Source organism: Campylobacter ureolyticus, assembly GCF_027277485.1.
In the GTDB taxonomy this organism is placed as follows: domain Bacteria; phylum Campylobacterota; class Campylobacteria; order Campylobacterales; family Campylobacteraceae; genus Campylobacter_B; species Campylobacter_B ureolyticus_B.
The window spans coordinates 23,723-48,488 of sequence record NZ_JAPXGQ010000013.1 but is presented as its reverse complement, the minus strand read 5'-3'; the positions used below and the strand labels follow the sequence as shown (position 1 = coordinate 48,488).

Sequence of the window (24,766 nt, the reverse complement as noted above, 5' to 3'; positions counted from 1 at the left end):
CCAGGAACTGAACCAGGAACTGAACCAGGAACTGAACCAGGAACTGAACCAGGAACTGAACCAGGAACTGAACCAGGAACTGAACCAGGAACTGAACCAGGAACTGAACCAGGAACTGAACCAGGAAAACAAAAAGCAAAGCTTCCTAAAGAGTTAGATGATGCTAAAGATATATTAAACTCACTATTATTATCTAATGAGGGAAATATAAATACAGCTATAGTTACAGCTCTAAGCTTAGCTTTGGAAAATGATGATGTAAATATTAGAGATGAAAGTATAAGGGTTTTAACTAATTTAGTTAGAGAAGTTAAAAAGAATAGGCCAAATGTAAATAAACCGACAAAAACATTTAATATCGAAACAAAAAGAGCAATAAATAAAGATATGATGCTTAATCCAACTAAAAATAGTCCTATGGTAACAGCTAATGCTATGAAATATTTAGATGGAACAAAGCTTGCCTCGAATTCTGATGATTTAAGATACTTAATCGATTTAATAGATAGAGAAATTTATAAAAATTCATTTAATATTTCAGCTATTGGAGCAAAAAATAATGAATCTGGCCACAGCCACAGTCTTGCAGGTGGAGTTGTAAGCTTTAATAAAATGTTTGATTCAACTCTTGTTGGTGGATATTTCTCGTATGCTAAAGCAGATAGTAACAACGATGTAAGTTTAAAATCAGACCTTTATGAAGTAGGTGCCTATGCTAGACAATATCTTGATAATAATGAGTTTGATTTATCTATAGGTTATGGTTTAGGAAATAATAAAGCTGATTATAATCTAAAATTATTAGCTACAAATTTAAATTATAAAGCAAAATTTAATTCTAATTATTTAACATTAGGTACAGCTTATGGATATAAATTTAATGTAAATGATAATTTTAGCATTAAACCATTTATAGGGCTTGATTATTTCGACTATACACAAGATAGCTTTACGGCTTCGACAAATCATAAAGATGTTGGAAATTTAACACAAACATTTGATAAATCTAAATTTAAAAATTTACAGGCAAATTTAGGTTTAGAAATACTTTATAATAATAAAAATATTACTCTTTATGCAAGACCTTATATAACAAGAGATATTTATCAAAGAAATAATGGCATGAGATCATATTTTGGATCAAGTAACTACTACTTTATGTTAAACGAAGAAGCAAAGAAAAAAACAAGTTTTGTATTTGACTTTGGTATCCAAACAGAAATATCTAGAAATTTATTTATAAATATAGGTGGCGGTATCTATCTTAATAGAGATGATAAAATTTATAACGGACAAATCGGCTTTACATACAGATTTTAATATCCGTTATTAAATTTAATTAATGAGAGATTTGGAAAATTATCCAAATCTCTTAAAATTCTAAAATCCAAATTAAAACATCAAAAATTTTTTAAACATTACAATTTTATTAAAATTTAAATCCATTTATCATATAATCAACTTTTATTTAATTTTAAAGGAAAATTATGCTTAGCAATCCAGTTTTTTCCAGCATTATTTTAATGTTTATTTTATGTATATTAAGATGCAATGTCATGCTTTCTATCCTTATTTCAGCGATGGTTGCAGGACTTATGGCTCATATTGTTCCAAGTGGAGAAACATATACTTTTATAAAAAGTATGAATTATACTTTAGATGTATTTATAGAAGGCATGAAAGGCAATCTTCAAACTGCACTATCATACATTTTACTTGGAGTTTTAGCTGCAGCTATCTCTTTTACAAATTTAACTACAATTTTAATTAATAAAATTTCAAAATTTATAACAAAAAGTAAGTTTTATTTTATATTTGCAATTGCTTTTATTGCTTGTTTTTCACAAAATTTAATTCCTGTTCATATAGCTTTTATTCCTATTTTAATTCCACCACTTTTAAGTGTAATGAATAAAATGAATATTGATAGACGTGCCGTAGCATGTGCCTTAACTTTTGGGCTTCAAACTCCATATATTTCACTTCCAGTTGGATTTGGACTTTTGTTTTTTTCAATTTTACAAAAAGAGATGGCAAACAATGGCTTAAATATTGAAATTTCACAAATCGCAAGTGTTATGTGGATGGCAGCAATTCCAATGATTATAGGACTTATTTTAGCTGTGATTGTGTTTAAAAAACCAAGAGAATACAAAGATATTGAAAACAATACACCTAAAAATCTAGACGAGATAAAAATGGGTTTAAAAGAGTGGGGTGCATTAGCTGGAATAGTTGTAGCCTTTATTATTCAAATTTTCTTTGGTTCTCTTCCTCTTGGTGCACTTCTTGGAATTATTACCATGATAGTTTTTGGTGGAATTAAATATAAAGATATGGATAAAACTTTTGATAAAGGTATTCATATAATGGGATTTATTGCCTTTGTTATGCTTGTAGCTGCAGGTTATGGTGCAATTTTAAGAGAAACAGGAGGCATTCCTGAACTTGTTAATGCGGCTGCTTCTTTGGCTGGTGGAAAGCTTGGCGGAGCAGCTTTAATGTTAATTATTGGACTATTTATTACAATAGGCATTGGAAGTAGTTTTGGAACTATTCCAATAATTACGGCGATTTACTATCCACTCGCACTTGAACTTGGGTTTAGCACATCAGCTATAATTATTTTAATAGGCATTGCAGCTGCAGTAGGGGATGCTGGAAGTCCTGCAAGCGATAGCACACTTGGACCAACTAGTGGTTTAAATTTTGACGGACAGCACAATCATATTTATGATACTTGTATTCCGACTTTTATATTTTTTAATATTCCTTTGATTTTATTTGGCATACTATTTGCTGTAATTTTATAAAAAGGAAAAAAATGGAAGTAAAACTATTAAATTTCACTCCACTTTGGATATGCTCAAATGCTATAAGAACTTGTTGGCAAAGCTTTAATAAAGGGGACAATGGAGGCGAGATAGACAAAGAGCTAATCAACAGAGTTGGAAATAAATTTAAACATGCCTCAACACTTGAGCATCTACATTATAATTTTTATATAAAAGGAATTTCAAGAGCACTTTTACAAGAATTAGCACGTCATAGAATGGCAAGTTTGAGTGTTAAATCCACTAGATACACCCTAAAAGAACTTAAAAAAGAAAATGAGTTTAAAATAGGGGATTTTAAAAATGCGTCTCGCTATATAGTTTTAACTGGAAATGAAATGGTTGATAATTATAGCATTCAAGCTCTTGAAAATATCCGTCAGATTTTAAATAAAATAAATACACTAGACATCGCTAAATATGCACTTCCGGAATGTTATAAAACTGAACTTACTTGGAGTATAAATGCAAGAAGCCTTCAAAATTTCTTACATCTTAGAACTTCAAAATCAGCTTTGTGGGAAATAAGAAATTTAGCATATGAAATTTATAATTCTCTTCCAGATGAACATAAATTTATATTTGAAGAATCTATCTATAAGGATTGAAAATGAGAATTTTTATATTTTTAATAGTAAGTTTTTTTATATCTTTTGCAAATGAAATTTTAGATGAAAATTCACTTTCACCACAAGAGCAAAAATATATAAAATTTGATCAGAATTGTACTAAAGGCGATTCTTGGTCATGTTCTGAAATAGGAATGACACATTACAAACAAGGCGAATTAATTCCAGCTTATGTTTATTTTGACAAAGCTTGTAAAATTGAGTTTGGGGTAGGGTGTGAATTGAAAGCTTTTGTTTTAACAACTTATGAAAGTTATGATGAGGCCTTTAATATTTTTAAAAAAGCTTGTGATAATAATAGTTCATATAGTTGTTTAAATTTAGCAAAACTTTATGATGATGGAAATGGAGTAGATAAAAATACCACAAAAGCAACTGAACTTTATTTAAAAGCTTGTAAATTAGGAGAAAATGGTGCTTGTCATATGTTAAATTTAAGATAAAATTTTAACCAATATTTAATTAAATTTTAAGCAATAAAAAGAGCCAAAATTATGGCTCTTTTATAATTTAAATTTATTTTCCAGTTCTTCCTCTTTTTGTCAAAGGAATATTTTTTTTACAAAGTTCACATTCATCTGCTTTATAAGTTGAAACATTTAAATTTAAAAGTGCTTTGGATTTTATACCATCAAAAATAAGTTCTTTACCACTTCTATTTACAAGCATCACAATACCTATGATATTACCACCAAAACTTTTAACTACTTCAACAACTTCTTTTATAGATCCACCAGTTGTTACAATATCTTCAACTATTAAAATTCTTTGATTTTTTTGAATTTCAAAACCCCTTTTTAAGGTCATTTTACCATTTTCTCTTTCACAAAAAATTGCCTCAGTATTTAAAGCTTTTCCAACCTCATGAGCTAGCAAAATTCCACCTGTCATTGGACCAATAACTAACTCAACATTATCATTTATATATCTTTTTGCCATTTCTTTACATAAAATTTCTGTAAATTTAGGATGTTTTAAAACACTAAATTTTTCTATATAAGTATCACTATGAAGTCCAGAAGTAAGTAAAAAATGCCCATGTAAAATTGCACCTGTTTTTATAAAAATATCTTTTATTTCAGACTCACTCATTAAATTTTTATCTAAATTTTCCATCTTAAATCTCCATTTCTTTTAAAATTTCTTCTAAAGCTTTTAATTTATCATTTGCCAAAGTTAATGCTCTACCAACAACTAAATGTGTTGATCCATTTTTAATAGCTTCACTTGGCGAAGCTATGCGATTTTGATCGTCAATATTTGCAAAATTTGGACGAATACCAGGAGTTATTATTAAAAAATTTTCTCCTAAATTTTGTTTTATTAAATTCGCCTCTAAAACAGAAGCTACAACACCATCAAGCCCAGCTTTTTTAGTCAGTTTTGCTAAATTTAATACTTGATTTTTTACATCAGTCTTATATCCAATTTTTTCATAATCTTCATCACCAATACTCGTTAAAATTGTTACTGCAATTAATTTTGGAATAATTAAATTTTTTTTATAACAAAACTCTTTTAAACTCTCATTTGCAAATTTCATCATACTAAATCCACCACTTGCGTGAACATTTAAAATATCTACATTTAAATTAGCTAAAGAAATAAGTCCTTTCGAGACAGTATTTGGAATATCATGAAGTTTTAAATCTAAAAAGACTTTTTTATTTTCATTTTTTAGATATTCAATTGCTCTTCTTCCTTCACTATAAAAAAGTTCCATTCCAACTTTATAAAAATTAACTTTTTTATCAAAATCTTTTACAATACTTTTAACATCATCTAAATTTTGCATATCCAAAGCAACAATTAATTCACTCATTTCTTCTCCGTTTTTAAGAAAAATTATAACAATTTATTTTTAAATTTTATATTATTTGCATGAGTTAAAGCAACAGCAATAGCATCAGTTATATCGAGTGGCTTTATCTCTTTTTTAATCCCAAGTATTTTTTTAACCATAAAAGCAACTTGTTCTTTTGCTGCTTTTGCTTTTCCAGTAACACTTTTTTTTACCTGTAAAGGAGTATATTCGTAAAATTCTCCATGTAGCTGTAAAATTCTAAGACTTATTGCTCCACGAAATTGAGCAAGTTTTAAAACAGTTTTTGGATTATAAGCGAAGAAAATATCTTCCATTGCAACTTCATTAATTTCATGATTTTTAAAAACTAAATCAAGTCCTTCACAAAGTTCAGTTATTTGATAATTTAAAGTTGATGGTTTTATTTTAATTAATCCAGCTTCTATTAAATTTACATTCACACCATCTTTTTCAACTATTGCATATCCACAATTTCTAGTTCCTGGATCAATTCCTAAAATTTTCAATCACATCCTTTTCAACACTTATTCACACACTATTCACATAGTGAAAATTATATTTTTTACATTAAATTTAACCCTTTTTTTATTAAAATTTGGTAAAATATTACTTATAAAATTTAAAAAGGATAAATTTGTTTTTTTTACAAAATGAAGTTTTTAATGAACTCCAAAAATATATTTTACCCAATGAGTTTAATAAATACATAAAAAATTTAACTATTAATGAAAAAAATTCAAAACCTGATTTTGTTGTTTTTAACACAACAAATGAGTTTATTGCTAAATTTATCCAAACAAAATATGCCTCAAAAATAGAAGAAATTATTCTAGAAAAAACAGGAATAAAACCAAAAATTTTAATAACTTCAAAAAAAGATAATATTCAAAAAGAAAAAAATATAAAAAATAGTGTAAAAAATGATAAAAAATTATCAAGTACAATTTTAATAGAATCATATAAATTTGATAATTTCATAGTTGGTGAATCAAACCGTTTTGCCTATACTTGTTCAAAATTTGTAGCTCAAAATCCGGGTGCTGATTATAATCCGTTATTTATTTATGGACCAAGCGGACTTGGAAAAACACACCTTTTACAATCAATTGGAAATTATTGCATTGAAAATGGTAAAGTTGTTATTTGTATAACAAGTGAACAATTTAAAAATGATTTTACTTTTCATATAAGAAACTCTTCTATGGATAAATTTAGACAAAAATATAGAAAACCTGATGTTTTATTAGTAGATGATATCCAATTTTTAGGGAATACTGATAAAATTCAAGAAGAATTTTTTAATACTTTTAATGAGCTTAAACAAGCTGGTGGACAAATCGTTATGATAAGTGATAAACCACCAAAATTTTTAAAAGGTTTTGAAGAAAGATTAATAAGTAGATTTATAAGTGGAATTATTGCTGATGTTGCACCACCTGAATTAGAAACCAAAATAGAAATTATTAGAAAAAAAAGTCAAGATAATAAAATAATTTTAGATAACAAAATAATAGAATATATTGCAACAAATATGGGTGATAACATCCGTGAAATTGAAAGTGCAATTAATAAACTAAATGCCTTTTCTACTTTAATGAGAACTGAAATAACACTTGATTTTACTAAAAATGTTTTACAAGATCAAATAAGAGAAAATAAAGAAAATATAAATCTAGAAGATGTTATAAAAACAATATCAAAAGAGCTCAACATAAAACCAAGTGATATAAAAAGTAAAAGTAGAAAAAAAAATATTGTTGAGGCAAGGAGAATAGGAATATTTTTATCTAAAAAATTAACATTAAACTCAATGCCTGCAATTGCTGGATTTTTTGGATTAAAAGATCACAGCGCAGTTAGTCACAATATAAAAAAAATAAATGAACTTATTGAAAATGATGAGTTTTTAAAAATTCGCGTTGAAGAACTTGAAAATAAAATTTTAAAAGGAAAAAATAGTGAATGAATGTGAAAAAAATCAAATTTTATTTTTTAACAAAAATACGATAAAATCAAACTTTGAAGCAGATATTCACATAAGTTGTAATCCTACTACGGCTGCTACTAAAATTTAAAAAAAGGAAAAAATATGAAAATAGGAATTCAAAAAAATTTACTCAATAATGCATTAATTAATCTTGTAGCTTTTACTGAAAAAAAAGATGCTTCTGCAGTTACTTCAAATATTTTAATTATCGCAAAAGAAAATATTTTAAATTTAAAAGCAACTGATTTTGAAATAGGACTTTGTGTTAATATAAAAGAAGTTAATATACAAGTTGATGGAATTTCATGTGTAAATGGAAATCTTTTATTAAATATTTTAAAAGGTTTAAAAGATGGAGAAATAATACTTGAAATTATGAATAATTTTTTATTTATAAGACAAAACAGATCAAAATTTAAACTTCCTTTAAGTAATCCTGAAAATTTTCCAAGTTTTGAAAGTATTGAAAATAAAAAAAGTTTTAATATAAATTCACTAAATTTTGCAAGAAGTTTAAAAAAAATATTCCCTACAATTGATGTAAATAATCCTCAGTACTCACTAAATGGAGCTTTGATAGATATAAAAGAAAACTATATAAATTTAGTAGGAACAGATACTAAAAGACTCGGTTTGTATAGAATAAATTTAAATCAAAGTTTAGAAAATAATCAAATAATAATTCCTAAAAAAGCTATTAATGAAATTCAAAAACTTTTTTTTGAAGATGTTCAAATTTATTATGATGAAAATATTTTAATAGCTAAAAATGAAAATTTTGAGTTTTTTACAAAATTAATTAATAAAAAATTTCCTAATTATGAAAAAGTTATTCCGACTGAATTTTCGCAAAGTATCATGCTTCCAAGAGATAAATTTTTAGAGGGTATGAAAACAATAGGTATAATTTGTGATAAAATGCAAATAACAATAAAAACTAATTCAATTTTATTTGAAAGTATTAGTGAAAATAACTCCGAAGCTAAAACAGAAATTGACTTTGAAAATAATTTAGACAAAGATATTATTTTAAGAGTTACAAATAAATTTATTTTTGATTTTTTAAACAATATTGAAGAAACAGAGTTTAAATTAGATTATAAATCAACAGAATCGGCATTTGTATTAAGCTCAAATGAGTTTATAAGTGTTATAATGCCTACAATTATATAAAAAAGGAAAAATAATAAATGGTTGAACATTACGGTGCAGGTAATATAAAAGTTTTAAAAGGTCTTGAAGCAGTTAGAAAAAGACCTGGAATGTATATAGGAGATACAAATATTGGTGGTCTTCATCACTTAATTTATGAAGTTGTTGATAACTCAATTGATGAAGCAATGGCTGGTTTTTGTGATGATATAGAAGTTGAAATAACAAATGAAGGTTCAGTTATTATAAGTGATAACGGTAGAGGAATTCCTGTAGATATACACCCAACTGAAAAAATTCCAGCAGCAACTGTTGTTTTAACAGTTTTACACGCAGGTGGTAAATTTGATAAAGATAGTTATAAAGTAAGTGGTGGTCTTCATGGTGTTGGAATAAGCGTTGTTAATGCTTTATCTAAAAAACTTATTTTAACAATTAAAAAAGATGGAAATGTTTATAGACAAGAGTTTGCAAAAGGTATTCCAACTACAAATTTAGAAATTGTAAAAACAACAAATAGAAGTGGAACAACAATAGAATTTTGGCCTGATGAAACTATTTTTGAAACAACAAATTTTGAAAAAAAGATTTTAATAACAAGATTTAAAGAACTTGCTTATTTAAATCCAAAAATTGTTATAAATTTAAAAGATCAAAGAGATGGAACAAAGGAAAAATTTCATTTTGAGGGTGGACTTGATCAGTTTGTAAATGATTTAAATAAAAAAGATGTTGTTGCAAAAAGTGTATTTTTTAGTGAAAGTGTAGAAGATTTAGAAATTGATTTTGCACTTTTATATAATACAAGTTATGAAGAAAAAGTTTTTTCTTTTGTAAATAATATAAAAACTCCAGAAGGTGGAACTCATGAAGCTGGTTTTAGAGGAGGTTTAACAAGAGCTATTACGACCTACATAACTGAAAATGCATCTGCAAGAGAAAAAGATATGAAAATTTTAGGTGAAGATGTAAGGGAAGGTTTGATAGCTATAGTTAGTGTTAAAGTTCCTGAACCACAGTTTGAGGGTCAAACAAAAGGAAAACTTGGATCAAGTTATGTGAGACCGCTTGTTCAAAAAATGGTTTTTGAAAATTTAGCCAAATATTTTGAAGAAAATCCAAATGAAGCAAAAGCAATAATGGCAAAAGCTTTGATGGCTGCAAGAGGAAGAGAAGCTGCAAAAAGAGCTAGAGATTTAACTAGAAAAAAAGATAATTTTAGTGTTGGAACACTCCCTGGAAAATTAGCAGATTGTCAAAGTAAAGATCCTGAAATAAGTGAAATTTACTTAGTTGAGGGAGATAGTGCTGGTGGATCTGCAAAACAAGGTAGAGATAGAGTTTTTCAGGCTATTTTACCTCTTCGTGGTAAAATTTTAAATGTTGAAAAAGCTAGAATTGATAGAATTCTAAGTTCAGAAGAAATTAAAAATATGATAACTGCTTTTGGTTGTGGAATAGGTGAGGAATTTGATATAGAAAAACTAAGGTATCATAAAATTATTATTATGACCGATGCTGATGTTGATGGAAGTCATATTCAAACTTTACTTTTAACATTTTTCTTTAGATTTTTAAAACCTTTAGTTGAAGGTGGATATATTTATTTAGCTCAACCACCACTTTTTAGATACAAAAAAGGTAAAAAAGAAATTTATTTAAAAGATGAAAAAGCTTTAAATGAGTTTTTAATAGAAACAGGAATTGAGGGTGTAAATTTTGAAGGAATTGGAAATAAGGATTTAATTAGCTATTTAAAACTTGTTGCTAGATATAGGAGTTTATTAAATGAACTTCAAAAAAGATATAGTGTTATAACTGCTATTAGATATATGATTGAAAATGAAGATTTAGCTGGTTATGAAAACAATAAAATTTATGAAATCTTAAAGAATTATCTTGAATCAAAAGGTTATAACATTTTAAATGCTTATGTTAATGAAAATAGTGTTCAAATTTATGTTCAAACTGAAAGTGGCTTAGAAGAAATAGTTATAGATGATAATTTATTTGAAAATTATATTTTTGAAGAAGCTATTTATGTTTATAGACAAATTAGTCAAAGAGAATTTAATTTTGGAAGAGATTTTATTGAAGTACTTGATGAAATAGAAAAAAATGCAAAAAAAGGTGCTTATATACAAAGATATAAAGGTTTAGGTGAAATGAACCCAGAACAACTTTGGGAAACAACAATGAGTCCTGAAAATAGAAATTTATTTCAAATTAAAATAGAAGATGCAAAAAGTGCTAGTGAAACATTTAATCTTTTTATGGGTGATGAAGTTGAACCAAGAAGAGAATATATTCAAAATCACGCAAAAGATGTTAAAAATTTGGATATTTAATGACAAAATTATTTAGTGAAGAAAAAGAGAGATCAAAAAGATTTGTGCTATCTTTAAAGATAGCATTTCCACTTGTTTTAGTTTTAATCATTTTAATATTTTTGATGTTTTCAGAAAATAATTATGATTGGAAAGATACTATTTTATTTGTAATTTTAATAGTTTGTTATGTTTATTATGTAGTTTATTTTATCTATTTTGCTTTTCAAAATACTACTTTAGACCAAGTTTCAAATGTTTTTAATAGAAAAGAAATTTTAAAATTAATTTCAAAAGAATTAAAAGAAAATAGTCAAAAAAATATAGCTTTAGTAAATATAAACAATATTCAAGATATTAATTTTAGATATGGTTATAAAAATGGAGATAAACTTCTTAAAGAATTTGTTCTTGAACTTGCTGAATTTTTTAAAAAAAATGGTTATAAAGATATACCTATTGGAAGACATAGTGGTGGAAATTTTTTATTTGTAATTAATTGTAAAACTCCACAATTAAATTATTTTTTAAAAACTTTTGAGAGAAAATTATCAAATCAAGGTATAAATAATATAGAAGTAAAAATCAAATTTGCAACCGTTGAAACAAATTATGATAAAGCTTGGGAAAATGTTATAAATTATTTGTTTTCAAAAATTTTATATTCTCAAAATGAAGAAGAAATTGAAATTATAAAACTTGATGCGCTTGATGAGTTTGTATGCCATGCTATAGATAATTCTAAATTTGAGTTAAAAGCTCAAACTATAAAATCTATGAAAAATAATAATAAAGATATCATAAATTTAAGCGTTAATTTAGTTTTAAAAGACATAGGTAATGTAACAAAACTTAAAGTTATGGAAATAGCTACAAGAAATAACTATGAAATAAAATATGATTTGAAAGTTATTGAATTTATAGCAAATAATTTTAATTTTAAAAAATTTAATAGTAAAGTTATGATTGAAATTTCACCAGTTAGTTTAAGAAATGCTGACTTTAAAAATGAAATTCATAGACTTATTACAAATAAAATAATAGATCCAAGTAAAATAATTTTTGAAATTTATGAAAAAGATAGCTATAACGAAATGCTTAGATTTAACGAAATTATTGAACAATTTAGAGGGTATGGTTTTGAAATAGCTATGAATCAATTTTTAGGAAATAATGCAAGTTTTGAGTATTTTAAATATCTAAATTTTGGTTATTTAATCTATGATTTAGAAGTAAATAAAAAATTTAATGAAGAGAGAATGAGAAATATTTTTGATATGATAAATGAAAATGCTTCTAAGTTTAATCTTAAAACTATAATAAGATTTGTAGATAAAAATTCTTTTTATGAAAAATTAAAAGAAACAGAAATTGATTATATACAAGGATTTTGTATAGATAAACCAAAAGTTATAAGCCAATAAAAGGAAAAAAATGCGTTATGGTGAAAAAATTTTAAATGAGTTTGATCCAGAAAAAGATCTTGAAATTTGGGAAAACAAACATAAAAAAAATTATGTTATAAAGATAACTTTGCCAGAATTTACATGCCTTTGTCCAAGGAGTGGTTATCCAGATTTTGCAACAATTTATTTAGAATATATTCCAAATGAGTGGGTTGTTGAATTAAAAGCAATTAAACTTTATATTAATTCATTTATGAATAAAAACATAAGTCATGAAGATAGTATAAATGAAATTTATGATCTGCTTGAAAAAAAATTAAAGCCAAAATGGATGAAAATAGTTGGAGATTTTAATCCAAGAGGAAATGTTCATACAGTTATTGAAATTGATTCAAATTTGGTAAATAGACAGTGATAAAAGCAAGTTTAATAGAACATATTTTTAAGGCAGCATCTATTTCAAGGTGGAATGATTATCCTAAAATGGTAAATTTAGTAGAACTTGATAAACAAGCTCATAAATTTATAATAGCATATTTTATAGCTAAATTTGAAGATGATGTAGATATGAATTATATCATTGAAGGTGGAATATTTGATTTTTTACTTAGAGTTATGGTTACAGATATTCGCCCAGATGTTTTTCATCAGATTCAAAAAACAAAATCAAAAAAAATAAACGAGTGGGTAATAGATAACTATGAAAATGAGTTAAAAGCTATAGAAGATGGCAAATTTTATGAAAGATTTAAAAATTACCTTCTTAAAAAAGATAGCTCTTATCAAAAAGAGCGAGTTATTTTAAAAGCAGCCTCTTATCTTTCAACAAAATGGGAATTTAACATAGTATATCAAACAAGCCAATTTTTAAGTGATATTGAAGAGCTTAAAAACTCAGTCGATGCCGAGCTTGAAGATTATTATGAATTAACTGGTGTTAGAAAAATTATAATGAATAAAAAGCTTGCTAGAATTGTTGATTTGAGTGGGCGTCTTAGATTTCAAAAGCGTTGGGCACAAACTCCTAGAATTCCTGAGACTTCAGTTTTGGGGCATATGTTGGTTGTTGCAATTTTAGGATATTTTTACTCACTTAAAATTAAATCTTGCAAAAAAAGAGTTGAGTTTAACTTTTTTTGCGCTTTGTTTCATGATTTACCAGAAAGTTTAACAAGAGATATAATAAGCCCCGTAAAATATGGTATTAAGGGTCTAAATGAGATACTAAACGAATATGAAATACGTCTAATTGATGATAAAATTTTACCTTTTGTTCCAGAAGTTATAAAAGATGAGTTTAGTTACATTTTGGGAATTAGAAAAAGCGGAGAAAAATTTGTTAAGGATGAGTTTGAAGATAGAATTTTTAAAACAGCTCCAAAACCTTTACCAAAAAATTTTAAAGAAATAAATTTAGACGAATATAGAACAATTGATGGAAAAGCTTTAAAATATTGCGATAAATTGGCAGCATTTTTTGAAGCAGGAATTTCTATAAGTTATGGTGTAAAAAGTAAAGAATTAATAGGTGGTTTTGAGTCAAGTCTAAAATTTTTTAAAGAAAATCCACTAAATGATGAAGTTGATTTTTATGAAATTTGTAAGGATTTTATGAGATTTTTTGGTTTAAAAGACCCCTTCTCAGATGGCTGCGGCACATACCAAGCTTAGATGTTCTGCTGTATTCCTACCCTGAAACGGTGCCTAAAAATGACATTGCACAGGTCTAAGAAGAGGCAAGTTGAAATTATAGCAAAAAATTCTTAAAAAAGGTTTATATGAATTTTAAAATAAATTTTTTATCATTTTTTAGGGGTCTTTTTTTAAGATCTGCTTCGATTGAATTTAGAGCAAAGATTTTTGCTTCGATGCTTTTAGCTAAAAAAAAGATTGAAGATAAAGATTATGAACTTTTAAAAACAATTATTGAAGAAATTTATGCTAAAAACTCAATAAGAATAAATATATTAATTGCTATAATTAAAGAGTATATTTCGATGGTAAAAAACTATAAAAGTTATACGCTAGATACTATTTTAAAGGATATTGATAGAGATTTAAAACTTCAACCAAGATATGTAAAAAAAATAAATTTTGAACATTTAAGACGCATTATTTCATCTTCAAATGAAGATGATGCTTTAATACAACAAAGAATTTATGAGTTTTTACTTAGTGAAGTTGAAATTTATTCAAAAAATTAGTTTAATTTTTTTATAAAAATTTTTTTATATAATACATTTTAATTTAAATTTGGAGAAAAATATTGAAAGATATTAGAAATATAGCTGTAATTGCACACGTTGATCACGGCAAAACTACAATGGTAGATCAGCTTTTAAAACAATCAGGTACATTTGATGCTCATAAAGCAGTTGGTGATAGAGTCATGGATAGTGGTGATATTGAAAAAGAAAGAGGTATTACAATTTTAAGCAAAAATACCGCCATTATTTATAAAGATACAAAAATAAATATTATTGATACTCCAGGGCATGCCGATTTTGGTGGAGAAGTTGAACGAGTTTTAAAGATGGTTGATGGAGTTTTACTTTTAGTTGACGCACAAGAAGGTGTTATGCCACAGACTAAATTTGTTGTTAAAAAGGCACTTTCTTTTGGTCTTAAACCAATTGTTGTTATTAATAAAATTGATAAACCAGCAGCTGATCCAGATAGAGTAATAAATGAAATATTTGACCTTTTTGTAGCTCTTGATGCAAATGATGAACAATTAGAGTTTGTTACAGTTTATGCAGCTGCAAGAGATGGTTACGCAAAGTTAAATTTAGATGATGAAAACAAAGATATGACACCACTTTTTGAAACAATTTTACAAAATGTTCCAAAACCAAGTGGGAGCAATGATAATCCTTTACAACTTCAAGTTTTTACTCTTGATTATGATAATTATGTTGGTAAAATTGGTATTGCAAGAATATTTAATGGTAAAATTAGCAAAAATCAAAGTGTTATGCAAGTAAGAGCTGATGGCACAAAACTAACAGGTAGAATTTCAAAGTTAATTGGCTTTTTAGGACTTAATAGACTAGATATTGATGAAGCAAGCTGTGGTGATATTGTAGCAATTGCGGGATTTGAAGCTTTGGGAGTTGGAGATAGTATAGTTGATCCAAACAACCCTATGCCACTTGAAGAACTTCATATTGAAGAGCCAACAATTAGTGTTATTTTTAGTGTAAATGATGGGCCACTTGCTGGAACTGAGGGTAAGAGTGTAACTTCAAACAAGATAGAAGAAAGACTTCAAAACGAGATGAAAACCAACATCGCTATGCGTTATGAAAACATTGGCGAGGGTAAATTTAGAGTTAGTGGAAGAGGCGAGTTACAGATTACAATTTTAGCTGAAAGTATGAGAAGAGAGGGGTTTGAGTTTTTACTAGGTCGCCCTGAGGTTATTGTAAAAGAGATAAATGGTGTTAAATGTGAGCCTTTTGAAAATTTAGTTATTGATTGTCCTGATGAATTTACTGGTATTATTATCGAAAAACTTGGTAAAAAAAGAGCTGAGATGAAAGTTATGAGTCCAACAGGCGATGGACAGACAAGATTGGAATTTGAAATTCCAGCTCGTGGATTGATTGGATTTAGAAGTCAGTTTTTAACAGATACTAAGGGTGAGGGTATAATGAACCATAGCTTTTTAGAGTTTCGCCCACTTTGTGGAAGTGTTGAAAGACGGGTAAATGGAGCTTTAGTAAGTATGGAAAATGGTGTTGCACTAGCTTATAGTTTATGGAATTTACAAGAAAGAGGAGTTTTATTTATTGAACCTCAAGCCAAAGTTTATACAGGAATGATAATTGGCGAGCACAGCCGCCCAAATGACCTTGATGTAAATCCTATAAAAGGTAAGAATTTAACTAACGTTAGAGCAAGTGGAAGTGATGATGCTATAAAACTAGTTCCTCCAAGAATTCTAACACTTGAAAGAGCATTGGAGTGGATAGAAGAAGATGAACTTGTTGAAGTAACCCCTAAAAATATCCGTGTTAGAAAACGCTATTTAGATCCAACTATTAGAAAAAGAATGGCTAAAAAATTAGGTTAAATTTAGTTTTTTAAAACTTAGTCCAAAACAGTGGGCTAAGTTTGTTATATTTTTATATGTAATAAAGTGAATTTTTTGTAAAATAGACCAAATTTTACAAAGGATTTATAATGAATGGAACTTTGATATTTGTAGCGATTTTAGTTGTTTTACTTTTCTGGCTAATTAGTGTTTATAATGACTTAATAGCTAAAAGAAACCAAGTTAAAAATATCCGTGCAGGTGTTTTTACTCAGCTTAAAAAAAGATACGATCTTATACCAAATTTAGTTTCAACCGTAAAAGAGTATTTAACACATGAAAAAGAGGTCTTAACTAAGGTTACTGAACTTAGAAGTAGGGCTATAAATTCAAACAACAACAAAGAAACTTTTGATTTAAATTCCCAAATTTCAAAACTTTTAGGAAATATTCAAGTTGCGATTGAAGCCTATCCAGATTTAAAAGCAAATGAAAATGTTATGCATTTACAAGCCACTTTAACTGAGATTGAAGAACAAATTTCAGCTGCAAGAAGAGCATACAACTCAAGCGTAATGGTTTATAATAACACAATTGAGATGTTTCCAAGTAATATAATTGCAAATTTCTTTAAATTTGAAAAAGATGCATTTTTTGAAATTGAAAAAGATGAAAAAACAAGTCCAAATGTTAGTGAACTTTTTAAAAAATAACAGTAAATGAATGATATAAAAAATCTTGAAAATAAGAGATTAGCCATTTTAAGTAATCTTAAAATGGTACTTTTGTTTTTAAGTGGTTTGGCTGTTTTAGCTTTTACTTATCTTTATTTTTCATCAAATGATTTTTTAACTTCACTTTTTATTCCTAGCTTTTGTGTTATTTTTCTATATCAAACATATAGAAATTTCATTGTAAAAAATTTTAATTACGAGTTTAAAAACAAACTTTTAAGAGAAATTATCACTAATATAAGCCCAAATTTAGATTATTTTCCAAATAAATTTATAGATAAAAAAGAGTTTTACTATCCAAATATTTATAAAATTGCTGATTTTTATGGTGGAAATGACTTGATAAAGGGTAAATTTAAAGGTATAAATATAAAATTAAGCGATCTGTTTTTACAAGAAGAGATCATAACCTATGATGGAAAAGGAAATCAAAAAATTCGTTATGAAACTATATTTAAAGGGATATTTTTTATAGCCGATTTTAATAAATTTTTTACTTCCAAAACCTATGTTTTATCAAATAAAATTGCTTTTTTAAATAAATTTGGAAATAGGGCATATATGGATGATGTGGAGTTTGAAAAATGCTTTAAAACATTTACAAATGATCAAATAAATGCAAGATATATTTTAACGCCAAATTTTATGGAAAGAGTTTTAAAAATCAAAAATTATTTTAAAAAAGAACTTAATTTTGCTTTTTTGGATAGTAAAATTTATATTTATCTGGAGTTTAATTATGATAGTTTTGAGCCAAAACTTCATAACTCTTTAATTGGTGAAAATTCAATTTTAGAAATTTATGAAAAAAATATTTTAGAAATTTTAAATTTAGTCCAGGATTTAAATTTAAATAACAAAATTTGGACAAGAGGATAAATAGTGAAAATCATAACTCTAAATGAACTTGAAAGAGAGCGAAAAAAAGTAGTTTCGAAGTTTTTTATGCTTCAAATTTATGCATTTTTAAAGGTATTTTTTGTTTTATCTTTTGCATTTTTGATAGTTTTAACTCAGTTTTTAGATCTTACAAGACTAAATTTTATAACTAAATTATTTATACTAATCCCATTTTTAATATTTTTAATTTATGGATTTAAAAGAGAATATTTAAATTTAATGGATAAAAGAGCAAAAGTTTTTAGAAGTTTATATAAAGAAAAATATCTTTTTCCATATCTAAAAAATAAAAATATAAATTATAAAATGAACGCTTATATCAACGCTACAGATATTGTTAGAAGTAGGCTTTTTAAACCATTTACTCACCAAAGAGGAAATGATATGATAACGGGAGAAATAGAAGATGTTAGATTTAGTTTTAGTGATTTGATTTTAGAAAAGAAAAAGGATATTACTTTTGAGAATGACATGCGCCTTTGGGCAATTAATTTTTTGATAAATTATTTTTCTTACCGATATGAAAGAGATAAAACTCACCTTTTTACAGGCATTTTATTTATTGCTGATTTTAACAAAAACATCAAGTCAAACACCTTCATTATGTCCCATTACACTCCAAGAGATAAAAAAGGGCTTAGTTTAATAACCCTTGACAATCCAAAATTTAACGATAAATTCAAAGTCTTTAGCGATGATATTCAAAATGCGTTTTATCTTTTAACTCCAGCATTTATGGAAAGAGTTTTAAATTTACAAAAGATTTTTAATTGTGAAATTAACATCAGCTTTATAAAAACTAAAATTTACATCGCCATAAACAAAGGCTTTGATAGTTTTGAGGCTGATATCAACAAGCCCATTGTAAAGCAAGACCCGGCAAAAGTTATTTTAGATGATTTAAACGCACTTTTAGATATAGTTAAGGTCTTAGCACTTGATAAAAATTTATGGGCAAATTTAGATAATTTATGAAATTAATAGAACTAGAAAAAGAGCGAAAAAATATACTTAAAAAAAGATTTATTACTAGATTTTATCTGTTTTTTATAACATTTTGTATAGTTGGAGCAACCTACGTTACTTTTGTAAGTTCAGTTATGTTTTTTACCTTTAAAGATTGGTATAAAATTTCATATTTTTCAAAATTTATGATAATTTTTATATTTTTTATAATACTGATTTTAACATATTTGAGATATTGCAAAAGCTATAAAAGACTTATTTCACTTAAATTTAGACAAAATTTTAAAGAATTTTATCTTAAGCCTTTTATCGAAAAAAAAGGTTTTAAATATGAGATGAAAAGACATATTAAAGCTGATATTATTGAACATTGTGGGCTTTTTCCGATGTTTAACGATGAGGGTGGAAATGATTTAATAAGTGGTGAAATCAATGGAGTTAAGTTTAAATTTAGTGATATTATTTTACAAGATTATATAGAACCGCCAGAAGTTGAAGGTAAAATTTCTATGTTTTATTATAGTTTAAGTTATTTGTTTTATTCTAAAAATTTTCGCTATGAAGATTGGAAACTTCATAAATATACAGGACTTTTTTTCGTGGCTGATTTTAATAAAGCAATAACTTCAAAAACTTTTATAATGTCAAACAGAAAACCAAAGTCAAGCATAAAACTTAAAAAAGTATTAACTGATAATTATGAATTTAATAAAAACTTTAAAATTTATACTGATGATATTATAAATGCAATGTATATTTTAAGTTCTGCGTTAATGGAAAGTATAATAAAAATTAAAAATCGTTTTAATGTTCCTTTAAATTTAAGCTTTTTGGAAACTAAAATTTATATTACAATAGATACTAATAAAGATAATTTTGAACCAAATTTAGATGAAAATCTCATCACAAAAAATCCAGCTAAAAAAATACTAAACGACTTAAACACAATTCTGCAAATAGTCGAAATTTTATCTTTGAATAAAAATATATTTAAATTTTGATATATTTAATAAAGCTTATACAAAACTAGCTTTTTACTTTATTTGTGATATAATAAGCTGATATTATTTTTTAATCACATTTTTTAAAGGACAAATATGATTTTTACTCCAAGAGAGCATGAAAAACTGCTCATAAGTTACGCAGCATGTGTAGCTAGAAAGCGAAAAGACAAAGGACTAAAACTAAACTACCCAGAAGCAATGGCAATATTAAGTGATTTTATCCTTGAAGGTGCAAGAGAGGGTAAAAGTGTTGTAGAATTAATGCAAAGTGGAAGAGAAGTTTTAAAAAGTGAAGATTTAATGGATGGTGTAGCTGAAATGATAGAAGAAGTTCAGGTTGAAGCTACTTTTAATGATGGCACAAAGCTTGTAACACTTCATAAGCCAGTTATTTAAAAGGATAAAATTTGAAAATAGGTGAGTATATTTTTGCAGATGGTGATATTACTTGCAATGAAGGTAAAAATGCTATAACTTTAGTTGTTAAAAACACAGGCGATAGAGCTATTCAAGTTGGATCTCACTATCACTTTTTTGAAGTAAATGAATATTTAGAATTTGATAGAGAAAAATCTTTTGGAAAAAGGCTTGATATCGCTTCAGGCACAGCTGTTAGGTTTGAACCAGGAGTTGAAAAAGAAGTTAGTTTAATAGACATTGGTGGAAAAAGAGAAGTTTATGGATTAAACAATCTAGTTGATGGTTTTTTAGATAAGAAGTGAGGAAAAAATGAGTTTTAAAATTTCAAGAAAAAAATACGCCTCAATGTTTGGTATAACAACGGGTGATAGTGTAAGACTTGCAGATACTAATCTTTTTGCAAAGGTTGAAAAAAATTTAATTCCTTATGGAGAAGAGTCAAAATTTGGTGGCGGAAAAACTTTAAGAGATGGTATGGGACAAAACGCTATTTTGCTTAGGGGGGAGCCAAAAGTTGTGGATTTAATTATTACAAATGCTTTAATAATTGATTATACAGGAATTTATAAAGCTGATATTGGCATAAAAGATGGCAAAATTGCCTATATTGGAAATGGTGGAAACGATAGCACAATGGATGATGTTGATTTTATTGTTGGAGTTAGCACAGAAGTAATTAGTGCTGAGGGATTAATTTTAACAGCTGGTGGAATTGATACCCACATACACCTTATAAATCCAGAACAAGTAAAAGAAGCACTTTGTAATGGTGTAACAACTTTATTTGGTGGTGGAACTGGTCCTGCTGATGGAAGTAAGGCAACAACAGTAACTCCAGGAGCTTTTAATATAGAAAGAATGCTTCAAGGAATCGATAATTTACCAATTAATATTGGAATTTATGGAAAAGGAAGTGGTGCAAATTTAGGTGTAAACGAGGCTCAAATTTTAGCTGGAGCAGCAGGGCTTAAAGTTCATGAAGATTGGGGTGCTACAAAATCAGCTTTAAATTTTTCTCTAGAAGCTTCACAAAAATTTGATGTAAGCGTTGGACTTCATACAGATACTTTAAACGAATTTGGTTTTGTGGAAGATACTGTAAAAGCAATAGACGGTAGAACCATTCACACTTTTCACACAGAAGGAGCAGGTGGAGGACATGCGCCAGATATTATAAAATTAGCTGGTCTTAAAAATGTACTTCCTGCAAGTACAAACCCAACTATGCCTTTTACAAAAAATACAATTGAAGAGCATCTTGATATGCTTATGGTATGTCATCATTTAGATAAAAATGTTCCTGAAGATGTTGCTTTTGCTGATAGTAGAATTAGAGCTGAAACAATAGGAGCAGAAGATGCACTCCATGATATGGGAGTAATATCTATTATGAGTAGTGACTCTCAAGCAATGGGACGAATTGGCGAAACGATACTTAGAACCTGGCAATGTGCTCATAAAATGAAAGCTCAAAGAGGAATTATGCAAGGAGATAGTGAGTTTTGTGATAATGAAAGGATAAAAAGATACGTTGCAAAATACACCATAAATCCGGCAATCGCAGCAGGAATAAGCTCATATGTTGGAAGTGTGGAGGTTGGTAAATTTGCTGATTTAGTTCTTTGGGATCCTAAATTTTTTGGTGTAAAACCAAAAACGGTATTAAAAGGCGGTATGATAGTTTTAGCTCAAATGGGCGATAGTAACGCAAGTATTCCAACTCCTCAACCAAATGAGTTTAGATATATGTTTGGTGCCATTGGTGAGGCTGTTCACAAGACTTGTTTTAGTTTTGTAAGTAAAAGTGCGTATGAGCTTGATATCGGTAAAAAATATAATTTATCAAAAATTATTTTGCCTGTATCAAACTGTAATAATGTCTTAAAAAAAGACCTAAAATTAAATAATTTAACCCCAGAAATTAACGTTGACCCTCAAACTTATAAAGTTTATGTAGATGGTGAGTTTGTATATACCGAGCCTTTTGATACATTGCCAATGACACAAAGATATTTTTTATTTTAAGGGAAAAAATTGGTAGTAAATAAAATTTTAGGAAATTTAAATAATTTTGATTTAAAAGATAAAAAAGTTGATTTTGCAAATATTTCAAATGACGATAGAGTTAAAAAAGTTTTAAGAGTTAAAAGCAATAACGGCGTTGAAATTGGAATAAATGTTGAAGATGAGCTAAAAGATGGTGATATATTGGCTATTTTAGAAGATAATATTGTAGCGATTAAAATTTTACCAACTGATGTCTTAGAAATTAGTCCAAAAAATTTGAAAGAAATGGGAATTATCGCCCATAATATTGGAAATCGCCACACTCCAGCAATTTTTGAAGAAGATTTAATGATAATAGAACCAGATAGCCTAATAGAAGAGTTTTTAAAAAACCAAAATGTAAAATATAAAAAGACTAAAAGAGTTTTAAAAACAGCATTAAGGCATGCAAGTCACAGTCATTAAAAAAGTAAAATTATGGATAAAGTTCTCTTAATTTCTCAAATTTTTGATAATGCTTTTCCAAACGGTGCATACTCTCATAGCTTCGGCTTTGAGAGTTTTTTAAGACTAAATTTAATAAATGATGAAAAAAGCTTTTTAAAATGGCTGAAAATTTATTTAGAAAAAAGCTTTTTATATAATGATGCTTTAGGTTTTTGTTTAGCATATGATGACTTTGATATTATAAATTTAGATGAAATTTTAAATGCAAGTTCGCAAAGCCTAGAAATTAAAAATGCAAATAAATTTATGGCTCAAAATTCCCTTAAAACATTGGAAATTTTTAACTCTAATTTACTTTTAGATTATCAAAATTTGATTAAATCAAAAAAATGTCACGGGCATAATGCCATAGTTTTTGGGCTGTTTTGTAAAGAATTTGAACTTAGTAAAGAAGTTTTAAAAAATTATATTTTTTCAAGTATTAAAAATCTTGCTGCAAATGCCACAAGAGCAATTCCTCTTGGGCAAAGAAACACACAAAATATTTTAAAAAATAGCTATTTTTTAGTTAATGAAATTTATGAAAACGCTTTAAATTTAAGCAGTTTTGGTAGTGAGTTTTTAGGTGCTGGATTTTGTGCTTTAGAAGTTGGAAATTTAATGCATGAAAGCTTAAATTTTCGTTTATTTATGTCATAGTTTTTTTAAAAGGAACAATAATGAAAAAACCTGTAATTATAGGTGTTGGTGGTCCTGTTGGAGCAGGAAAAACACTGCTTGTTGAAAGACTTAGTAGAGTTTTGAGTAAAACTTATGAAATTGGTGTTATAACAAACGATATTTATACAAAAGAAGATGCCAAGTTTTTAGCTAAAAATAGTGTTTTAGATGAAAGTAGAATAATTGGCGTTGAAACAGGTGGATGCCCTCATACTGCAATTAGAGAAGACGCATCGATGAATTACTCAGCAATCGAGGAGTTAAATCAAAGATTTCCTAATTTAGATCTTATTTTTCTAGAAAGTGGTGGTGATAATTTAGCTGCAACTTTTAGTCCTGATTTAGTTGATTTTAGTATTTATATAATAGACGTTGCGCAAGGTGAAAAAATCCCTAGAAAAGCCGGTGCTGGTATGATAAAATCAGATTTATTTGTTATAAACAAAACCGATCTTGCGCCATTTGTTGGGGCAAATTTAGATGTTATGAGAAGTGATACTTTAAATTTTAGAGGAAATAAGCCATTTTTCTTTACAAATTTAAAAAAAGATGAAGGCTTAAGTAATGTTATTAACTGGATTAAAAAAGAGTGTTTGTTTGAAGATTTAAGATGAATGATTTAAGTTTAGTTTTTGCTAAAAAAGGCGATAAAACTGTTTTAAAAGAGTATAAAAACAAAGGTTGTATGAAAGCAAGCCGAATTTTAGATGATGAGTTTATATATCTTGTAACTTTGGGTGGTGGACTCATAAGTGGTGAAACATACAACCAAAAAATTATCCTTGAAAATGATGTAAAAATAAATATCTTGCCCCAATCAAATCAAAAAGTCTTTAAAGCCCAAGATGATAAATACTCTGTTTTTAGCTCTAAAATAATTTTAGGTGAAAATGCCTTTTTAGACTATGATAATTTAAGTCTAATTGCCTATGAAAATGCTAAATTTAAGCAAATTATGGATTTTTATTTGAAAAAAAACTCAAAGCTTATTTACATTGATGGCGTAAGTAGTGGATATAGTAAAAGCGGCGATGATTTTAAATTTAATAAACTTTTTTTAGCAAATAACTTTTTTGTTGATGATAAGCTAATTTTTAGCGATAAGACAATTTTAGATGATAAAGTTAAAAGTTTTGGACTTTATAAAGAGTTTAAATTTAACTTTTTTATGTTAATTTATGGCTTTAAAACGCCTAAATTTGATGATATTATAAGTGATGATTTTATTATGACAAGTTCACATATAAATGATGAAATTTTAGTTTTTAGAGTGCTTTGCAATAGTGAGTTTAAAGGATTAAAAGAGCTTAAAAAGGTAAAAGAAAAGATAAACAATTACTCTAAATAGCTATAATTTTAAAAATCAAAATAT

Annotated in this window: 23 protein-coding genes, 1 other RNA gene and 2 pseudogenes; 22 read left to right on the top strand and 4 right to left on the bottom strand. The window is 27.0% G+C overall.

All coding sequences use genetic code 11. From position 1 onward, the window contains the following. From O6B72_RS07720 to O6B72_RS07705, 4 genes are all read left to right on the top strand, one after another. Nucleotides 1–1,320 (top strand): autotransporter outer membrane beta-barrel domain-containing protein (locus O6B72_RS07720; protein ID WP_269492748.1); only part of this gene is annotated, 1,320 nt, incomplete at its 5' end. 167 nt (nt 1,321–1,487) lie between these two features. Next, a complete protein-coding gene (locus O6B72_RS07715) occupies nt 1,488–2,813 on the top strand; it encodes a Na+/H+ antiporter family protein (protein WP_269492747.1) in 1,326 nt (441 codons plus the stop codon). 11 nt (nt 2,814–2,824) lie between these two features. Continuing rightward, nucleotides 2,825–3,442 carry an FAD-dependent thymidylate synthase gene (gene thyX, locus O6B72_RS07710; protein WP_269492746.1) on the top strand — a complete coding sequence of 206 codons (618 nt, stop codon included), beginning with the start codon at nt 2,825–2,827 and terminating at the stop codon, nt 3,440–3,442. A gap of 2 nt (nt 3,443–3,444) precedes the next feature. Next, nucleotides 3,445–3,906, top strand: coding sequence for a tetratricopeptide repeat protein (locus O6B72_RS07705; protein ID WP_269492745.1), 462 nt, complete (start codon nt 3,445–3,447; stop codon nt 3,904–3,906). A 73-nt stretch (nt 3,907–3,979) separates the two neighbouring features. Here the strand turns inward: O6B72_RS07705 and pyrE are convergent, their stop codons facing one another. The 3 genes from pyrE to ruvC are packed head-to-tail and all read right to left on the bottom strand — an operon-like array spanning nt 3,980 to nt 5,794. Next, the gene (pyrE, locus tag O6B72_RS07700) at nt 3,980–4,579 is read right to left on the bottom strand and encodes an orotate phosphoribosyltransferase (protein WP_269492744.1); all 600 of its coding nucleotides are present in this window, start codon (nt 4,577–4,579) and stop codon (nt 3,980–3,982) included. Nucleotide 4,580: 1 nt separating this feature from the next. Then, nucleotides 4,581–5,285: an orotidine-5'-phosphate decarboxylase gene (gene pyrF, locus O6B72_RS07695; RefSeq protein WP_269492743.1), complete on the bottom strand. Its 705-nt coding sequence runs from the start codon at nt 5,283–5,285 to the stop codon at nt 4,581–4,583. A gap of 23 nt (nt 5,286–5,308) precedes the next feature. Continuing rightward, nucleotides 5,309–5,794, bottom strand: coding sequence for a crossover junction endodeoxyribonuclease RuvC (ruvC, locus tag O6B72_RS07690; protein ID WP_018713446.1), 486 nt, complete (start codon nt 5,792–5,794; stop codon nt 5,309–5,311). A 128-nt stretch (nt 5,795–5,922) separates the two neighbouring features. Between ruvC and dnaA the strand changes: the two genes are divergently transcribed. From dnaA to O6B72_RS07660, 6 genes and pseudogenes are all read left to right on the top strand, one after another. Further along, complete coding sequence (gene dnaA, locus O6B72_RS07685) at nt 5,923–7,254, top strand: chromosomal replication initiator protein DnaA (protein ID WP_024962976.1); 1,332 nt, start codon at nt 5,923–5,925, stop codon at nt 7,252–7,254. A gap of 123 nt (nt 7,255–7,377) precedes the next feature. Then, nucleotides 7,378–8,448: a DNA polymerase III subunit beta gene (gene dnaN, locus O6B72_RS07680; RefSeq protein ID WP_269492742.1), complete on the top strand. Its 1,071-nt coding sequence runs from the start codon at nt 7,378–7,380 to the stop codon at nt 8,446–8,448. 17 nt (nt 8,449–8,465) lie between these two features. Continuing rightward, on the top strand, nt 8,466–10,775 hold the full coding sequence (gene gyrB, locus O6B72_RS07675; RefSeq protein WP_269492741.1) for a DNA topoisomerase (ATP-hydrolyzing) subunit B: 2,310 nt from the start codon (nt 8,466–8,468) through the stop codon (nt 10,773–10,775). Continuing rightward, nucleotides 10,775–12,178: an EAL domain-containing protein gene (locus O6B72_RS07670; protein WP_269492740.1), complete on the top strand. Its 1,404-nt coding sequence runs from the start codon at nt 10,775–10,777 to the stop codon at nt 12,176–12,178. The genes gyrB and O6B72_RS07670 overlap by 1 nt, the downstream gene beginning before the upstream one ends. A gap of 10 nt (nt 12,179–12,188) precedes the next feature. Then, the gene (gene queF / locus O6B72_RS07665) at nt 12,189–12,575 is read left to right on the top strand and encodes a preQ(1) synthase (RefSeq protein ID WP_024962388.1); all 387 of its coding nucleotides are present in this window, start codon (nt 12,189–12,191) and stop codon (nt 12,573–12,575) included. After that, nucleotides 12,572–13,783, top strand: a pseudogene (locus O6B72_RS07660) (HD domain-containing protein); the annotation flags it as partial. The gene queF and the pseudogene O6B72_RS07660, both read left to right, overlap by 4 nt. A 12-nt stretch (nt 13,784–13,795) precedes the next feature. On the opposite strand, the gene ffs reads toward O6B72_RS07660, so the two are convergent. Then, nucleotides 13,796–13,893: signal recognition particle sRNA small type (gene ffs / locus O6B72_RS07655), an RNA gene on the bottom strand. A 45-nt stretch (nt 13,894–13,938) separates the two neighbouring features. On the opposite strand from ffs, the gene O6B72_RS07650 reads away from it, so the two are divergent. The 12 genes and pseudogenes from O6B72_RS07650 to O6B72_RS07590 all read left to right on the top strand — a co-directional run bounded on the left by O6B72_RS07650 (nt 13,939) and on the right by O6B72_RS07590 (nt 24,742). Further along, nucleotides 13,939–14,364, top strand: a complete 426-nt coding sequence (locus O6B72_RS07650; protein ID WP_050333240.1) for a hypothetical protein — start codon at nt 13,939–13,941, stop codon at nt 14,362–14,364. Nucleotides 14,365–14,426: 62 nt separating this feature from the next. Continuing rightward, nucleotides 14,427–16,235 carry a translational GTPase TypA gene (typA, locus tag O6B72_RS07645; protein ID WP_050333242.1) on the top strand — a complete coding sequence of 603 codons (1,809 nt, stop codon included), beginning with the start codon at nt 14,427–14,429 and terminating at the stop codon, nt 16,233–16,235. 110 nt (nt 16,236–16,345) lie between these two features. Next, nucleotides 16,346–16,909, top strand: coding sequence for a LemA family protein (locus O6B72_RS07640; RefSeq protein ID WP_156847241.1), 564 nt, complete (start codon nt 16,346–16,348; stop codon nt 16,907–16,909). A 6-nt stretch (nt 16,910–16,915) separates the two neighbouring features. After that, nucleotides 16,916–17,809 carry a DUF3137 domain-containing protein gene (locus O6B72_RS07635; RefSeq protein WP_269492739.1) on the top strand — a complete coding sequence of 298 codons (894 nt, stop codon included), beginning with the start codon at nt 16,916–16,918 and terminating at the stop codon, nt 17,807–17,809. A gap of 3 nt (nt 17,810–17,812) precedes the next feature. After that, a complete protein-coding gene (locus tag O6B72_RS07630) occupies nt 17,813–18,805 on the top strand; it encodes a DUF3137 domain-containing protein (protein ID WP_269492738.1) in 993 nt (330 codons plus the stop codon). Continuing rightward, nucleotides 18,802–19,797: a DUF3137 domain-containing protein gene (locus O6B72_RS07625; RefSeq protein ID WP_269492737.1), complete on the top strand. Its 996-nt coding sequence runs from the start codon at nt 18,802–18,804 to the stop codon at nt 19,795–19,797. Before O6B72_RS07630 ends, O6B72_RS07625 begins: the two co-directional genes overlap by 4 nt. Nucleotides 19,798–19,893: 96 nt before the next feature. Next, nucleotides 19,894–20,522, top strand: a pseudogene (gene ureB / locus O6B72_RS09525) (urease subunit beta). Nucleotides 20,523–20,529: 7 nt separating this feature from the next. Continuing rightward, nucleotides 20,530–22,245, top strand: coding sequence for an urease subunit alpha (gene ureC, locus O6B72_RS07610; RefSeq protein ID WP_101637173.1), 1,716 nt, complete (start codon nt 20,530–20,532; stop codon nt 22,243–22,245). 9 nt (nt 22,246–22,254) lie between these two features. Then, nucleotides 22,255–22,692 (top strand): urease accessory protein UreE, encoded by a 438-nt coding sequence (locus O6B72_RS07605; protein WP_101637174.1) that lies wholly within the window; start codon nt 22,255–22,257, stop codon nt 22,690–22,692. Nucleotides 22,693–22,704: 12 nt separating this feature from the next. Further along, nucleotides 22,705–23,373 carry an urease accessory protein UreF gene (locus O6B72_RS07600; protein ID WP_101637175.1) on the top strand — a complete coding sequence of 223 codons (669 nt, stop codon included), beginning with the start codon at nt 22,705–22,707 and terminating at the stop codon, nt 23,371–23,373. Nucleotides 23,374–23,393: 20 nt separating this feature from the next. Continuing rightward, a complete protein-coding gene (gene ureG / locus O6B72_RS07595) occupies nt 23,394–24,008 on the top strand; it encodes an urease accessory protein UreG (protein WP_269492736.1) in 615 nt (204 codons plus the stop codon). Then, the gene (locus tag O6B72_RS07590; RefSeq protein WP_269492735.1) at nt 24,005–24,742 is read left to right on the top strand and encodes an urease accessory protein UreD; all 738 of its coding nucleotides are present in this window, start codon (nt 24,005–24,007) and stop codon (nt 24,740–24,742) included. The genes ureG and O6B72_RS07590 overlap by 4 nt, the downstream gene beginning before the upstream one ends. Nucleotides 24,743–24,766: the final 24 nt, after the last annotated feature.